The sequence below is a fragment of the Streptomyces achromogenes subsp. achromogenes genome (genome assembly GCF_000720835.1).
Taxonomy (GTDB): domain Bacteria; phylum Actinomycetota; class Actinomycetes; order Streptomycetales; family Streptomycetaceae; genus Streptomyces; species Streptomyces achromogenes.
The window spans coordinates 1-15,807 of the sequence record NZ_JODT01000033.1 but is presented as its reverse complement, the minus strand read 5'-3'; the positions used below and the strand labels follow the sequence as shown (position 1 = coordinate 15,807).

The 15,807-nt window shown below is 71.9% G+C and carries 7 protein-coding genes; 6 read left to right on the top strand and 1 reads right to left on the bottom strand.

The window, feature by feature from the left end:
- Nucleotides 1-303: 303 nt before the first annotated feature.
- The 3 genes from IH25_RS0128770 (at nucleotide 304) to IH25_RS0128760 (ending at nucleotide 9,806) form a co-directional block, all read left to right on the top strand.
- Nucleotides 304-2,028 (top strand): asparagine synthetase B family protein, encoded by a 1,725-nt coding sequence (locus tag IH25_RS0128770; protein WP_051754170.1) that lies wholly within the window; start codon nucleotides 304-306, stop codon nucleotides 2,026-2,028.
- 385 nt (nucleotides 2,029-2,413) lie between these two features.
- Nucleotides 2,414-8,455 (top strand): non-ribosomal peptide synthetase, encoded by a 6,042-nt coding sequence (locus tag IH25_RS0128765; protein ID WP_030616890.1) that lies wholly within the window; start codon nucleotides 2,414-2,416, stop codon nucleotides 8,453-8,455.
- 199 nt (nucleotides 8,456-8,654) lie between these two features.
- Nucleotides 8,655-9,806 (top strand): LLM class flavin-dependent oxidoreductase, encoded by a 1,152-nt coding sequence (locus IH25_RS0128760; protein WP_030616889.1) that lies wholly within the window; start codon nucleotides 8,655-8,657, stop codon nucleotides 9,804-9,806.
- 249 nt (nucleotides 9,807-10,055) lie between these two features.
- On the opposite strand, the gene IH25_RS0128755 is transcribed toward IH25_RS0128760, so the two are convergent.
- The gene (locus tag IH25_RS0128755) at nucleotides 10,056-11,162 is read right to left on the bottom strand and encodes a ricin-type beta-trefoil lectin domain protein (RefSeq protein ID WP_030616886.1); all 1,107 of its coding nucleotides are present in this window, start codon (nucleotides 11,160-11,162) and stop codon (nucleotides 10,056-10,058) included.
- A gap of 384 nt (nucleotides 11,163-11,546) precedes the next feature.
- On the opposite strand from IH25_RS0128755, the gene IH25_RS0128750 reads away from it, so the two are divergent.
- The 3 genes from IH25_RS0128750 to IH25_RS0128740 form a co-directional block, all read left to right on the top strand.
- Entirely contained in the window at nucleotides 11,547-13,193 is a 1,647-nt protein-coding gene (locus IH25_RS0128750; RefSeq protein ID WP_030616883.1) for a glycoside hydrolase family 27 protein, read from the top strand.
- Nucleotides 13,194-13,238: 45 nt separating this feature from the next.
- Nucleotides 13,239-14,654, top strand: coding sequence for a glycoside hydrolase family 43 protein (locus tag IH25_RS0128745; protein WP_051754169.1), 1,416 nt, complete (start codon nucleotides 13,239-13,241; stop codon nucleotides 14,652-14,654).
- 86 nt (nucleotides 14,655-14,740) lie between these two features.
- Nucleotides 14,741-15,807: CE1 family esterase (locus IH25_RS0128740; protein ID WP_051754174.1), on the top strand; the 1,067-nt coding region annotated here is incomplete at its 3' end.

Below are 15,807 nucleotides of genomic sequence, written 5' to 3'. Positions count from 1 at the left end.
GGGACCCTGTAACTCGGGCAGGACATCCGAGACATGACAGAGTGTGTCCCGATTATTTGCATTCATGTTCCAGTTATTTTAATGTTCCGGCAACATAAACGGCGGTCGATCGGGATAGGTTCTCGAGAGGTTCCAGCAAGTGGCGGCCTGAGCGCGGCTCCTGCTCGGCAGATGATGCGGACGTAATTCGACTCCGATGAGTCACGTGACTCGTAGAATCTCGGCGAGGTCTCAATGTCCAGTTTTGCCGGATGGTCGGCTTATTCCAGGGCTGAGGTGCGTGAAGCGGACTTCAGTCGCCTGATGACGGATCTCGCCGTGCGCGGCAGGGCCGGACACGGGATATGGCGGCACGAGAGTTCCGTCCTCGTGCAGACGGTCGGCCCCACCTGGACCGGGCCGAGAGGGCCGGCGGTGCTCGAGCGCGCCGGAGCCCCGCCGGTGGTGGCGGTCTTCGACGGTCACCTCGCCAACGCCGGCGGCCTCGCGGCCTCGCTGGCGGTGCGCCCGGGGTACTCGCCCTCCGAACTGGTGGCCCACGCCTACCTCAAGTGGGGACGGGCCGCCGTCGAGCGGTTCCACGGCGACTTCGCGTTCGCGGTCCTGGACGCGGACAGGGTGCTGCTGGGACGCGACCGCCTCGGCATCAAACCGCTCAGCTATCTGGTGACCGACGACGGCCTGCTGTTCTCGTCCGACCTCGCCGCTCTCGCGCGGCACCCGTGGGCCCGGCCCCGGCTCACCGCCGACGGTCTGAGCGCGTTGATCACACAACTGCGTCCCCCGGGGCGCGGGGTGCTCGCGGGCGTGCGCGAGGTGGTGCCGGGAACCACGGTCGAGTTACGGGCCGGCGGTGCCGCCTCCGAGGCGCGCTACTGGTCCCTGCAGGATCCACCGGAGGCCGCGCGGGGCGGCGGCCCCGTCGAGCAGGTCGCAGAGCTCCTGGACGAGGCCGTACGCCGGGCGCTGGGCGACGCCGAGCCCGCTGTGCTGCTGTCCGGAGGACTGGACTCCAGCGTGCTGACCGGCCTCGCCGCCGGCATCGCGAAACACCCTCCGCGGACCTTCACGGTCGTGTTCGACCAGACCGGCGTCCCGGTTCCGGACCGGCCGTACGCGCAGGAGGTCGTCGACTTCCTCGGATGCGAGCACCACGAGGCGGAGATCGACCCGCGCGAGCTCTCCGAGCCCGGCCTGCTGGCCGAGGTGGCCGCGGCCAAGGACCATCCGACCCCGTTCGGCGACAAGAACATCACGCCGTACGTCTTCGGACGCCGGGTCGCGCAGACCGTGCCGGTGGTGCTCAGCGGCGAGGGCGCGGACGCGGTGTTCACCGGACTCGGCGGGGATCCCGACCCCACCCGTGCCCTGACATCGTTTCCCTGGATCGAGCGTTCCCGGCGCTTCGGTCTGCCGTACGGCATCGGTGCCGGACTGTTCGACACCGAACTGCTCGCCGCCATCGACGTGTCCGGCTGGATCGACTCCCTGTTCCGCGAAGCCGTCGCCGAGGTGCGGCACCCGCCGGGTGCGTCCCGCACCGACCGCCTCGCCCGCGAGATCGATCATCTGACGATCACCCGGCTGCTGGAGCAGACGGTGCTCCACTCGGAGCGGATATCGACCGCGGCCGGACTCCAGGTGCGCTTCCCGTTCGCCGACCCCCAGGTGGTGTCGGCCGTGTACCACCTGCCGGCGCGGGCGAAGTCCTTCGACGGCAGGGAGAAGAGCCTCCTGCGCGCCCTCGGGCGCGGCCTGGTCCCCGAGTCGGTGCTCACCCGGCCGAAGGTGCCCTACCCGATCACCTACGACACGTACTACAAATCCGCTCTCCTGAGCCGCCTCCGGGCGCTGCTGAACGACTCGGCGGCCCCTGTGCACGCGCTGCTGGACCGTCGTGCCGCCACCGCTGTCGTCGACGATCCAAGCCGCCTCGACCGTGGCGGCTGGCTCGGCCGTGCGGACGTCGAGATGGTGCTGCAACTCGACGCGTGGCTCAGGCGGCTGAACGTGCGGACGCAGCTGTGACCCGGCGGCGGGACGACACAGCGGGTGACACCGGGCGGCGCCGCGATTCCGGCCGGGGAAGCCGCCGCCCGCCGCGGCCCGGGGCCCGAGCCCGCCCACGAACCACTCGCCGACGCGGCGCCTCCCACCCCGCCCGGGGGTGAGTCCGCGGACCCGCCGCTTCGCCCCGTACCCGTCTGCCCACGGCCCCGGTCCTCGCCCGGGCGAGGAGAACCACCGGTGCCGACGCCCAAAGGCCGGCAGACGTCTCCCGCTGCCGCGCGCGGCAGCGCGTCAACGCCCCCCACATCCGGCTGTCCGCCACGGACCGACCTGACTCCGCCGCGCCGAACGAGTACCGGCGGGGCGGAGAAGAAGCCGGACACGACGCGGAAATGAGGCACATGTGAGTGACCCGAAGCAGGTCCCGCTCTCGGTCGGGCAGGAAGCCATCTGGGTCGCGTGGAAACGTGACCCGGCTGCCTGGACGAACATCATCCCGACGCCCTTCGAAGTGACCGGTTCGCTCGACGTGGCATGCCTGCGTGCGGCGGTCAAGGAGATCGGCGACCTCTACCCCCAGCTCCGCGGCCGGGTGCTGGCCACACCGGGCGGCCTGGTGCTGGACCGCTCGGGCGGCCCGGAGATCCCGGTGACGGAGACGACGACGGACCTCCCCCGGGACGAGGCCGTACGCCAAAGCTGGCAACGGCCGTTCAACCTGCGCCGCGGACCGCTCGCCCGGGTGGAGCTGCTGCGGGGCGCGGACTTCACCGTCCTGGTCCTGGCCGTGCACCACCTGGTGTTCGACGGCGCGTCGATCCTCGTGCTCCTGGAGGCGCTGAGGGACACGTACGCGGGCGCCACACCGGTGGTCCCCGACCACGGCCCGCTGGTGCGCCACGCCGAGCGGTCGCACGCGCTGGCCGACGGTCCGGAAGGCGAAGCCGACCGGGAGTACTGGCGGAGGACGCTGGGCGGTCAGGAGCTCGGCTTCCGGCTGCCGCCGAGCGTGGACGAGACGCGGTACACCGTGCTGGAGGAGCTGATACCCGCGGAACTCGCCGCCCGGCTGCGGTCACGCGCCACCGAGATCGGCGTCTCCTACACATCGGTGCTCCTGGGAAGCTACTTCGCGCTGCTGCGCCGGTACGGCGGAGGCACGGACGTGCTGTCGTTCGTGCCCTACCACGGTCGGTCCTCGGCGTCGCTGCGCGAACTCGTCTGGGACTTCGTCAACCCCCTGCCGGTCCTGGACCGGCCCACGGCGGACGACACCTACGCCTCGCTGTCGCGCCGGGTCCACGGCCGCGTGCGGGACGCCGTCGCGCACGGGGACCTGCCACTGCCGGCGATCATGCGGGCGGCCGGCCTCACCGGGCCGGAAGCGGGGGCGCGCACCCACCAGACGGTGTTCCAGGTCTGGAACGCCGGCCTGCGGGACGGGGTCGACGTACAGGATCTGCCCCTGCGCCACGGCGAGCACCGGGCGTCGCTGCGGCTGCTCGGCATGGAGAGCTCCGCCGGTTTCCTCCTGGCGACGATGGTGCGCGAGGACAGCGCCGGCACCCACGTGCTGTGGAAGGACCCCACCGGCGCCGTCGGCCCCACCCGGGTGGCCGAACTCGCGCACGACTACCGGTCCATCCTCGACGCGTTCGCCGAGAACCCCGACACGCCGCTGATCGACGTCAGGCGGGACTTGGCGGCGGACCCCGGACCCGTCGCACGGACACGGCCCGGCCCCTTCGCGGAGCGGGCCGGCGACGAGTCGGTGACGGAGATGGCCCGGCTGTGGGCCGACGTGCTCGGCGTGCGGGACATCGGCCCCGAAGACTCGTTCTTCGAGCTGGGCGGCCACTCGCTGCTGGCGGAGAAGCTGGTGCTCGCGGTCGACAAGCGCTACGGCGCCGAAGCGGCGTCGATCCGGACCCTGTTCGACCACCCCCGCCTGCGCGACTTCACGGCGGCGGTGGCCCCGGCCGCCGCCCCGGAAGCGACGGACGACCCGCCGGCCGCGGACCCCCTGCCGCCCGAGCCGGACCGTGACCCCCCGAGGACGGCGCCCGCCGTCCTCGTCCGGCCCGCCTCCCCCCACCAGCAGCGCATGTGGTTCGTGGACCGGTTCGAGAACGGGGAGATCTACCCGGCGGCGCCGACCTACCACAACCTCAGGCTCGTGCTGCGGCTCCCCGAGGCCCCCGAGCCGTCCCGGCTGGACGCCGCCGTCGCGGCGGTGGTGCGGGCGCACGAGGCGCTGCGCACCACGTTCGACCACGTGGACGGCGAGGTGGTGCAGCGCGTCCACGACACCGTTCCGGTGCGTCCGCAGTGGCTGCCCGCCGGCGCCGGCCCCGAAGCACTGCGCGCGGCCGTCACCGCGCCGTTCGACCTGGTCGACGGCCCGCTGCTGCGCGTCACCGTGCTGCCGCGCGAAGACGGCTCGGCCTGGCTGGCGCTGACCGCCCACCAGGCCGTCGCGGACGACCACTCGCTGCGGCTCCTCGCCCGGCAACTCCTCGGGGACACCCCCGAACCCAGCAGCTTCGGCGCCTGGCAGGAGCGGGCACCGCAGGAGACGCGGCGCGCGGACATCGAGGCACGCGCCGCCGTGCTCAGCCCCCCGGCCGAGCCCCTGCGCCTGCCCGAACGGCGCCGGCGCGACGCCGTCCACGTCTACGAGGAGGCCACGGCCGGCTTCCCGGTGCCGGCGGACACAGCGGTCGAAACGCTCGCCGAAGGGCTCAGCGTGGCCCCCTTGGACGTGCTGCTGGCCGCGTTCACCGCCGTCCTCGGCTGGTACACCGGACAGACCGACCTGGTGCTGGGCCTCACCCACCCGGGACGCCACGACGCCGACCGCCACATCGTCGGCCCCCTGTCCAACCTGCTGCCGCTGCGCTTCGAGGCACGGCCGGATGTCACCTTCGACCGGCTGGCGACCGCGGTCGCGGCCGAGCGCGCGCACGCCCAGCGGCACGAGCACGCCCCGTTCGATGAACTGGTACGCCGGATCGACCCGGTCAAGGACATGAGCCGCACCGCCCTGTTCGACGTGCTCGTCACGGTCCTCGACGACACCGGGCCGCAGGAGGAGACCGGCCTCGCCGGCGGCTACGGCAAATACGACCTGCACCTCGTGCTGCGCCCGGAGGACGGCGGCCACCGGGGCGTCCTCGTCTTCAACGGACGCTACTTCGACCACGACCAGATCGCCGCCCTCGCGGAGCACTTCACGACAGCCCTGCGGCAGCTCGCGCGGCGGCCGCACACCGCGCTCGGCGACCTGGACCCGCTGACCGACGACGAACGCCACACCCAACTGGCGGTCTGGAACGCGACCGACGCGGCCTACCCGGAGACCACCGTCCACGAACTGGTCCGGCAGGCCGCCGGGCGCCGGCCCGAGGCCGTGGCCCTGACGCACGAAGGCACACAGATCACCTACGGACAGCTCCTCGCCCGGTCCGAGCGGCTCGCGGAGGTCCTCCTCGAACGCGGCGTGGAACCGGGCGAACTCGTCGCCCTGCTGCTGCCGCGCGGACCACGGCAGATCGAGGCCATCCTCGCCGTGCTGCTCGCGGGGGCCGCGTACCTGCCGGTCGACCCGGCGGGGCCGCTCGAGCGGGCGGCCTTCATCCTCAACGACTCCGGAACCCGGCTCGCGGTGACCCCGGACGGTGCCGGCGTCCCGGGGTTCCAGGGCGCCACCGTCGCGGTCGACGCCGAACCCGGCTCCGACCGCGACCTGCCCCCGGTGGCCGTCGACGCGCCCGCCTACTGCATCTACACCTCCGGCACCACCGGAAAGCCGAAGGGCGTGGTGATCAGCCACCGGAACCTGGTGCGGCTCGTCACCAACGAGCGCCTCCCGTTCGCGTTCGGACCGGGCGACGTGTGGACGATGTTCCACTCCTACGCCTTCGACTTCTCGGTCTGGGAGATCTTCGGCGCACTCGTGCACGGCGGCAGGCTGGTGCTCGTGACCGAGGAACAGGCCCGCGACCCCGAGCAGTTCTGGGCGCTGCTGCAACGGGAAGGGGTCACCGTGCTCAACCAGACCCCGAGCGCGTTCGGCCGGATCGTGGGCCGCGAACCGGCGACGCCCACGGGGCTCAACCGGCTGCGATACGTGATCTTCGGAGGCGAGGCCCTGCGCCCGGCGGTACTGGGGGACTGGCTGGAACGCCGCCCCCATGTGCGGCTGGTGAACATGTACGGCATCACCGAGACCACGGTGCACGCCAGCGTCCACACCGTCACCCGGGCGGACGCCGACGCGGACGCCAGCGTCATCGGCCGGCCGATCCCCACCACCCGGCTGCTGCTGCTGGACCGGCTGACCGGCCGCCGGCTGCTGCCGGTCGGCGCGGTCGGCGAGATACACGTCGGCGGTGCCGGAGTCGCGGGCGGCTACCTGGGCAGGCCCGAGCTGACGGCGCAGCGGTTCGTCGAGTCGCCGTTCGGTGACGGGAAGCTGTTCCGCAGCGGCGACCTGGCCCGGTACCGGCCGGACGGGACACTGGAGTTCATCGGCCGGGCCGACGACCAGGTGCAGTTGCGCGGATACCGCGTCGAGCCCGGCGAGGTGCGCGCCGCGCTGCTCGAACACCCGCAGGTCCACGACGCCGCGGTGCTGGCCGAGCCGGACCGCCTCATCGGAGTCGTGGCCACCACCGCCCCGCTCACCCGGCGCGACCTCTACGACCACCTGCTCGCCAAGGTGCCCGGCTACATGATCCCGGGAGAGTTCCGCACCGTCCCGGAGATTCCGCTGACGACCAACGGAAAGGTGGACGAGGAGGCGCTGCGCCGCCGGCCGGGGACACCGCCGGCCGAACCGGCGGCCGAGGGACCGGCCGCCACCGGGAGCGGCACGGCGGCGGTCCTCGGCCGGCTGTGGTCCGAACTGCTCGGCGTCCCCTCGGTGAAACCCGACGACTCGTTCTTCGCGCTGGGCGGGCATTCGATGAACGCGGTGGCGCTGATCGCGCGGATCCAGCAGCACTTCGGTGTGCGACTGCCGATGCGCGCCCTGTTCGAACACCCCCGCCTGGACGCGCTGGCCGCGCTCGTCGACCGCGAGCTCGGCGGCCCCCCGCCCGCCGTCCGCCCGGACACGGCGACGGACGCCGGCCGGCTGCCCGCGGCCGGCCCACTCCAGCGCCAGCTCTGGCTCGCGGAACAGGTCGAGGCGCGCTCCCGCAACACCGTCCTGCTGTCCTGGAAGGCCGAGGGACCACTGGACCTGGCGGTGCTGAACCGTGCGCTGGCCGAGCTGGTCGCGGGGCACGAGATCCTGCGCACCGCGTTCGTGACCGACGGCGGCGTGCTGCGTCAGGTCATCCGGGAGCCGTGGCGGCCCCGCATCGAGCTGGTGTTCGTCACCAACCCGGCCGAGCCGGACGAGGAACTGGCGCAATGGCTCGAAGACACCGCCGAGCAGCCCTTCGACCTGGAGTCCGGGCGGTTGCTGCGGTTCGCCGTGGCGGACCTCGCAGACGCGCACGCGCTGCTGGTGTGCGCCCACCACCTCGTCATCGACGGGGAATCGGTCCCGACGCTGCTGTCGGAGCTCGACCGCTACTACCGTGCCGTCGCCGACGGAGTGCCCGCCCGGCCGCCACGCACCCAGTACCGCGAGTTCACGGCAGCCGGCGAAGCGGCCCGCGGAGGCGAACGGCAGCGCCGTGACCTCGACTTCTGGAGTGAACGGCTCGACGGCGCCACGAGCACGGTCGAGTTCCCCGAGCCGCCGGCGCTGCCCGAGCCGGACGGGGCGGTCACGGTGCCGTTGCCGGCCGGCCTGGGACAGCGGCTGCGGCACCTCCAGACCCGCCACTCGGTGTCCTGGTTCATGGTGGTGGGCGCGGCGCTCGTGGTCGCCCTGCACCGCTGGACCGGCCAGCCGGGTCTGACGGTGGGCGTCCCCGCCGTCCAGCCGGACCGGGGTGCCTTCCCGGACCTGCTCGGGCCCACCCTGAACACCGTCGTGCTGCGGTCCGACGTGACCGCGGACAGCTCGCTCGGCGACGTACTGGCCGCGCTGAGGACCGAGACGCTCGACGCCTTCGCGCACGGCGAGGCCCCGTTCGAGGACGTCCTGGAGCGGCTGGCCCCGGTGCGGCGGCCAGGACGCTCGCCCTACACCGATGTCACGTTGAACATGAACCTGCGCGGCGACCGCAAGGCGGAACTGGCAGGAACGTATCTGCGGCCGGTCTTCCTCGACCGGCTCGGGGCCCGGGAGGCCAAGACCGGCATCACCCTGACCGTGGCCGAAGAGGACGGCGAGCTGACCGCCGTGCTCTCCTACCAGGGAACGCGGGTCTCGGCGAAGCAGGCCGGGACGCTGGCCGCGGCGATCGGCGACGTGCTCGTCGGCCTGGCGGACGCCCCGGAGCGGACACTGGCCGAGCCCGTCGACCCGCACCGGCCGTGGAAGTGAGCCGCGAGGTGACGCGGGTGTGCCGCGCCACCGCCGGCGGGCCGCCCTCGTGTCACCCCGCACGGCGTCCCGCACCCGGGCGCGCTCGCCGGCGAGTCCGTCCGGGGCCTGGTGGCGCCCTGGTCACGCGGCCGTTCCGCGCCGGCTCGCGGCTGCCCTCCCCCCACCGTCACGAACCGATCGAAAGCGGGCCGTTGACATGACGACCGATGACCGGATCCGCCTCCACTGGTACCTGCCGAGCTCCGGGGAGACCCGGCAGTTCCGGCAGGGCGGCACCAACGTCGTGCTGCCCGACCGGGACTCCGCCGGGCCCGGGGGTTTCCGCGCACCGACCCTGTCCTACCTCACGGAGATCGCGCTGGCGGTGGAGGAGGCCGGGTGCACATCCGTACTCGTCCCGACCGGGTCCTCCTGTGAGGACCCCTGGATCGTCTCCTCCGTGCTCCTGGCGCACACCCGCACCCTGCGGTTCCTGGTGGCGCTGCACCCCCGCACCCAGCACCCGTTGCTGACCGCGCATCACGCGGCGACCTTCCAGCGGCTCGCCGGCCACGGCCGCCTGGCGCTGAACGTGGTGACCGGTGAACCGGGGTGGGAGGCACGCCGTTACGGCGACCACGGAGACAAGGCCGCGCAATACGCCCGCACCGAGGAGTTCCTGCGGATCGTCCGGCCGCTGCTGGCGGGTGAGACGGTCGATCACACCGGGGAGTACTTCGCGGCGCGGGACGCCTCCGTGACGGCCCCGGGGCGCGACCTGCCCGCGAAGCCGCCGGAGATCTGGTTCGGCGGGTCCTCGGAGTACGCCCGGCCGGTCGCCGCCCGGCACGCCGACGTCTATCTGAGCTGGCTGGAACCACTGGACATGATCATGGAGAAGATCAAGTGGCTGGCCGAGGCGCTGCCCGAGGGCCGGCCGGCACCTCGGTTCGGCCTGCGTGCCTGGCTGCTCAGCCGGGACACCGCCGAGCAGGCGTTCGCGGACGCCGAGCGGCATCTCGCCGGCATCGACCCGGCCCACGCCGCACGGGCCCGCGCGCTGCTGGGCGCCCGCGACTCGGTCGGCCAGGCCAGGGGCCAGAGCCTCCTCGCAGGGGCAGGCATCGAGGACCTGGACAGCCTCCACGTGGCGCCCAACCTCTGGGGCGGTTTCGGGCTCCTGGCCGGAGGCTCGGCGCTGGCCTTCGTAGGCAGCCACGCGGAGGTCGCCGACCGGCTGGAGGAGTACCGCGACATCGGCGTGAGCGAGTTCATCCTCTCCGGGTTCCCGAACCTGGAGGAGGCCCACTGGCTCTCGGACGGCCTGGCCCCCGAGCTGCGGAGGCGGGGACTGCTGGCATCGGGGTGAGCCGTCCGGCGTGGCACAGGCACATTCCCCGCCGTCCGTACCGGAGGAACCGGCCCGGCCGCCTTCGGACGCGGCCGGCGCCCTCCGCCCCGCCCGCGCACCGCCCCGTGGTGCTCGGGCGGGGCCGGCGCCGGCCCGGTGTGCGCCCGACCGCCTCGCCCGGGCCAGGTGACTCCGCAGGTCCACAAGACGTTCCCGGGTGTGCGAGACACCACCGCCCGGGCCGGCCGGCACCTCACGGACCTGGGGTCATCCGGCGGTCAGCGTGGTCCACTTCTGGTTGGAGCCGCCGGTGCAGTCCCACAGCTGGAGCTGCGTGCCGTCGGCCGTGGAGAAGCCCGGGTCGTCGAGGCAGCGGCCGGAGGCCGGGTTGCGGTAGCCGCCGTTGTAGGGCTGCCAGACCTGGTTGGCGCCGCCGTGGCAGGACCAGATCTGCACCTTCGTACCGTTGGCCGTGCTCCCGCCGGCCGCGTCGAGGCACTTGCCCAGGGAGCGCAGCGTGCCGTCGGTGTACGCGGACCAGACCTGGTTGGCGCCGCTGCCGCAGCTCCAGATCTGGACGGCGGTCCCGTCCGCGCTGTTGGTGCCGTTGACGTCCAGGCACTTGCCGGCGATGCCGGACTGCACGCGGGCGGGGGCGGGGGCCGGGTTCTTCAGCCACCCGGCGTTGTCCGCGGCCTGGATGCCGCGGTGGAAGGCGTCGGCCATCTTCTGGTAGCCGGCGTCGTTGGGATGCAGGGGATCGGCCAGGTCGGCCGTGGTCAGGCCGCTCATGTCCACGTACGCGACGTGCTTGCCCGCGGCCCGCGCGTCAGCGACGATGCGGGAGGCGGCCTGGTTGTACGCGCCCCGGAACCGTTCCTCCGAGGCGCTGGTGGACACGACCAGGGAGGCGACGAGGACGGTCGCGTCGGGGACGTCGGCGGTGATCTGACCGACCAGCGAGCGCAGCCGGGTGACGGCGGTGTCGACCTCGGAGGCCCCCTGGAGGTCGTTGGTCCCGATGTGCAGGGTCACGACGTTGGGCCGGTAACGGGTCAGCGAGGCGTCGGCGAGTGCGGCGATCTGGTCGACGCGGTATCCGGAGTGGCCCTCGTTGTCGGGGTCGGACATCGGGCCGTTGCGCACCGTGCCCACGAAGTCCAGCGGATGCCCGTCCGCCGCGAGCTTGTTCCAGAGCGGTCCGCGGTAGCCGTTGCCGGTGCTGCTGCCCACGCCCCAGGTTATGGAGTCGCCCAACGGCATGAGGCGTAAAGGCGTGTTCGGGGCGGCGGAGGCAGGGGTGACGCCGGCCGTCATGACTCCGAGCGCGGCGGCGACAAGCGTGACCAGGGTGAGAATCCAGGACTTTCTCATGCACACGTCCCCTTCGTCGGTTCGTGCGGTGCGGAGCGACTGGATCGATCGGCATGTTCGTGATATCGAACATCGGTTGGCATATCGAGCACCCTGGATGATAGGCGGCCGGCGGGAGGCGTCAATCCTTCTCGCATAATTCGCCAGTTGCTCCGAAACATTCGCCAGGCCACTTCCGTGAACCCGTTGACTGAACGTCGCACTTCCGTGCGCATATGGGGCCCTTGTGGGCTGGGGCCGCGGATTCCTGAGGGCGGGCGGTGTTGACAGGGTCGGAGGTCTCTCTAATATCCGTGAGGCCGAGTTTCCGAATGTCGTTCGAAATTGCGAACCACACCCTCATGTCATGAGCCTGACATATCGACCCCGGAAAAGGAGCCCTTGGTGTTCAGACGATCAGGCGGGCGCTTCCTCCGCCTCCTCGCGACCGCCGCGCTGACGGTCACCGCGTCCCTGACGGCCGCCTCTCACTCCACCGCCTCCGCCGCGCCGGGCAGCCCGGCGCTCACCCCGCCGTTGGGGTGGAACAGCTGGAACAGCTTCGGGTGCGGGATCACCGAGGCCCAGGTCCGGCAGGCCGCCGACGCGATGGTGTCCTCGGGCATGCGGGACGCCGGCTACCGGTATGTGGTGGTCGACGACTGCTGGTTCGACCCGCAGCGCGACGCGCAGGGCAACCTGCGGGCGAATCCCACCAAGTTCCCGAGCGGCATGAAGGCCCTCGGGGACTACATCCACAACAAGGGCCTCAAGTTCGGCATCTACCAGGTGCCGAACGAGCGCACCTGCGCGCAGGCCACGGGCGGCTACCCGGGGTCGACCGGCAGCAAGGGCCACGAGGCCCAGGACGCCGCCGCGTTCGCCTCGTGGGGCGTCGACTACCTCAAGTACGACTGGTGTTCCTCCAGCGGCACCCGTGACGAGCAGGTCGCGCGGTTCACGCTCATGCGCGACGCGCTGCGCGCCACCGGCCGTCCGATCGTCTACAGCATCAACCCCAACAGCCTGCACGCCATCACCGGCGCCACCTACAACTGGGGCGAGGTCGCCGACCTGTGGCGGACGACCGAGGACCTGCTCGACATCTGGCAGAACGGCAACACCAACAGCTACCCGATGGGCGTCGGCAACGTCCTCGACGTCACCGCGCCGCTGGCGGCCCAGTCGGGTCCGGGACACTTCAACGACCCCGACATGCTGGTCGTCGGCCGTCCCGGCCTGTCGCTGACCGAGTCCCGCTCGCACTTCGCCCTGTGGGCCCTGCTGGGCGCCCCGCTGATGGCCGGCAACGACATCCGCACCATGTCCGCCGACGTGAGTGCCATCCTGCGCAATCCGCGTCTGCTGGCGGTGAACCAGGACCCGCTGGGCGTGGGAGGACGCCGGGTACGTGACGACGGCGCCACCGAGGTGTTCGCCAAGCCGCTGCAGGACGGTTCGGTCGCGGTGGGCCTGTTCAACCGGGGATCGGGCGCCGCGACCGTCACCGCTTCGCCCGCGCAAGTAGGTCTGTCCGGCGGGCCGTTCACCCTCACCGACCTGTGGACCGGCGGCACGTCGAGCACGTCCGGGCAGATCTCGGCGAACGTCCCCGCGCACGGCGTGGCCGTGTACCGGGTGAGCGGTGGCAGCCCGCTGGCCGCCACCACCTCGCGTCTGCGCGGCGGGGCGTCCGGCCGCTGCGCGGACGTGGACAACGCCTCCACCGTCGCCGGGGCCACGGTCCTGCTCTGGGACTGCCACACGGCCGCGAACCAGCTGTGGACCACGTGGGCGGGCGGCGAGATCCGGGTCTACGGCGACAAGTGCCTGGACGCCTACGACCAGGGCACCGCCAACGGCACCCGCGTCGTCACCTGGCCCTGCAACGGCCAGGACAACCAGAAGTGGACCCTCGGCTCGGACGGGTCGGTCCGCAACGTCCACGCCGGACTGTGCCTCGACACCGACCGCTCCGGCACGGCCGACGGAACCCCGCTGGTCCTGTGGACCTGTGACGGCCGGGCCGCCCAGAAGTGGTCCCGCGCATGAGGGACATCGCGTGCAGCCGTCCGCCAACACCCTGAGGAGACCACGATGACGATCCCGCTCCGGCGGTCGTCCGCCGGCGGTACGAGGCTCGGCCGGGCACTCGCCTGGACCCTGGGTCTGCTGCTGGCGTTCGCCGTCGTCCCCGCCGCGGTGAGGCCCACGCCGGCCAGGGCCGACAACCCGATCGTGCAGCACGTCTACACGGCGGATCCGGCACCGCTGGTCCATGACGGACGGGTCTACCTCTACACCGGGCACGACGAGGACGGCTCCACGTACTTCACCATGAAGGACTGGCGTGTGTGGTCCTCCGCCGACATGGTCAACTGGACCGACCACGGTTCACCGCTCGGCCTGGCCACCTTCGGCTGGGCGTCCGCCGACGCCTGGGCGGGCCAGGCCGTGGAGCGCGGCGGCCGGTTCTACTGGTACGTGCCGGTGAAGAACCGGGCCACCGGCCGGATGGCCATCGGCGTGGCGGTGGCGGACAGCCCCACCGGCCCGTTCCGGGACGCCCTCGGCCATCCGCTGGTGGAGAACGGCGAGATCGACCCGACCGTCTTCATCGACGACGACGGCCAGGCCTATCTGTACTGGGGCAACCCCAATCTGTGGTACGTCAAGCTGAACGCCGACATGACCTCGTACTCGGGCGGCCCCACCAGGATCCCGCTCACCACCGCGGGATTCGGCACCCGCACCGGTGACCCCAACCGTCCCACGCTGTACGAGGAGGGCCCCTGGGTCTACAAGCGGAACGGCCTGTACTACCTGGTGTTCGCGGCCAAGTGCTGCTCGGAGTTCATCGCCTACTCCACGGCGCCCGGTCCGACCGGACCCTGGACCTACCGCGGGACGGTCATGCCCACACAGGGCGGCAGCTTCACCAACCACCCCGGGATCGTGGACTTCAAGGGCAACTCGTACTTCTTCTACCACAACGGAGCGCTGCCGGGCGGTGGCGGCTTCACCCGCTCGGTCGCGGTGGAGCGGTTCTCCTACAACGCCGACGGCACGATCCCGACCATCGGCATGACGAACACGGGCGCACCGCAGGTCGGCACGCTCGACCCGTACGTACGCCAGGAGGCCGAGACGATCGCCTGGGGGTCCGGGATCGAGACCGAACCGGCCGGTGACGGCGGAAGGGATGTCGGCTGGATCGACAACGGCGACTACATCAAGGTCAAGGGCGTGGCCTTCGGGGCGGGCGCTTCCTCCTTCACCGCGCGCGTCGCCTCGGGCAGCGGCGGCGGCACCGTCGAACTGCGGCTGGGCTCCCCGAACGGGACGCTCGTGGGCCGGTGCGGTGTGCCTTCCACCGGCGGCTGGCAGACCTGGACCTCGGTGACCTGCCCGGTCGGCGGCGCCACGGGAACCCAGGACCTCTATCTGCGCTTCACCGGCGGCAGCGGCTACCTGTTCAACATCGACTGGTGGCGCTTCACCCCCGCGTTCTGACCTGGGACAGAGCGATGACCGAACAGAAGGGAAGCCGGATGACCCGGATGACGACGACGAGGACGAGATCCCTGTTATGGCCCGGCCTGGTCGCGGTGCTGCTGGTCCTCGGCCTGGGCGGCACAACACCGGGCCGCGCCGCCGCCGCACCCGCCGATGCCGCCGCCGCGAGCCCCGGGTGCGGCAAGGCCCCGACCCTGACGAGCGGCACGTACACCCTCCAGAGCGGTGGCAAGAACCGGAGCTTCATCCTGCGGGTCCCCGACGGCTACGACCGAGACCGCGCCTACCGGCTGGTCTTCGGGTTCCACTGGCTGGGCGGCACCTCCACCGACGTCGCCACCGGCCGCACCGTGGACCCGGGCACCTGGGCCTACTACGGACTCCAGCGACTGGCGGACAACAGTGCCGTCTTCGTCGCGCCCCAGGGTCTCGGCAACGGCTGGGCCAACACCGGCGGGGAGGACGTCACCTTCGTCGACGACATGATCAGGCGGATCGAGACGGACCTGTGTGTCGACCAGACACAGCGCTTCGCCCTGGGGTTCAGCTACGGTGCCGCCATGTCGTACTCGCTCGCGTGTTCCCGCGCGACGGTCTTCCGCGCGGTCGCGGTCCAGAGCGGCGGGGTGCTCAGCGGCTGCGACGACGGCACCCGGCCCATCGCCTACCTCGGAGTGCACGGTCTGAGGGACAACGTCCTCGGCATCTCCGGCGGCCGGGCGATGCGGGACAGGTTCGTCAGGAACAACGGCTGCACTCCCCAGAACCCGCCCGAGCCGGCCCAGGGCAGCCTGACCCACCGGGTCACCGCCTACGCGGGCTGCTCGGCCGGCCATCCGGTGGTCTGGGCCGCGTTCGACGAAGGCCACATCGCCGCTCCGCAGGACGGTGCCCCGGGCGACAGCGGCCCCAGGACCTGGCTGCCGCAAGAGATATGGAAGTTCTTCACGCAGTTCCAGACCTCCACCCCGACCCCGGGGACGGCGGGCTGCCAGGTCACCAGCACCGTGAACGCGTGGAACACCGGCCTGACCGCGAACCTCACCCTCACCTGTCCAGGAGCGGTCTTTCTGATCAGTGAGTCATGGGGTTGGTCTGGGCTGATCAGTTTGGTGCCTGGTGGTGGTAGCGCTTCAGGCCGGGTTGCTAC

What these genes read in the sequence shown, in the direction of transcription:
- IH25_RS0128745 (WP_051754169.1), top strand. Translation starts at nt 13,239, where the DNA reads ATGACGATCCCGCTCCGGCGGTCGTCCGCCGGCGGTACGAGGCTCGGC.
- IH25_RS0128760 (WP_030616889.1), top strand. Translation starts at nt 8,655, where the DNA reads ATGACGACCGATGACCGGATCCGCCTCCACTGGTACCTGCCGAGCTCC.
- IH25_RS0128755 (WP_030616886.1), bottom strand. Translation starts at nt 11,162, where the DNA reads ATGAGAAAGTCCTGGATTCTCACCCTGGTCACGCTTGTCGCCGCCGCG.
- IH25_RS0128770 (WP_051754170.1), top strand. Translation starts at nt 304, where the DNA reads ATGACGGATCTCGCCGTGCGCGGCAGGGCCGGACACGGGATATGGCGG.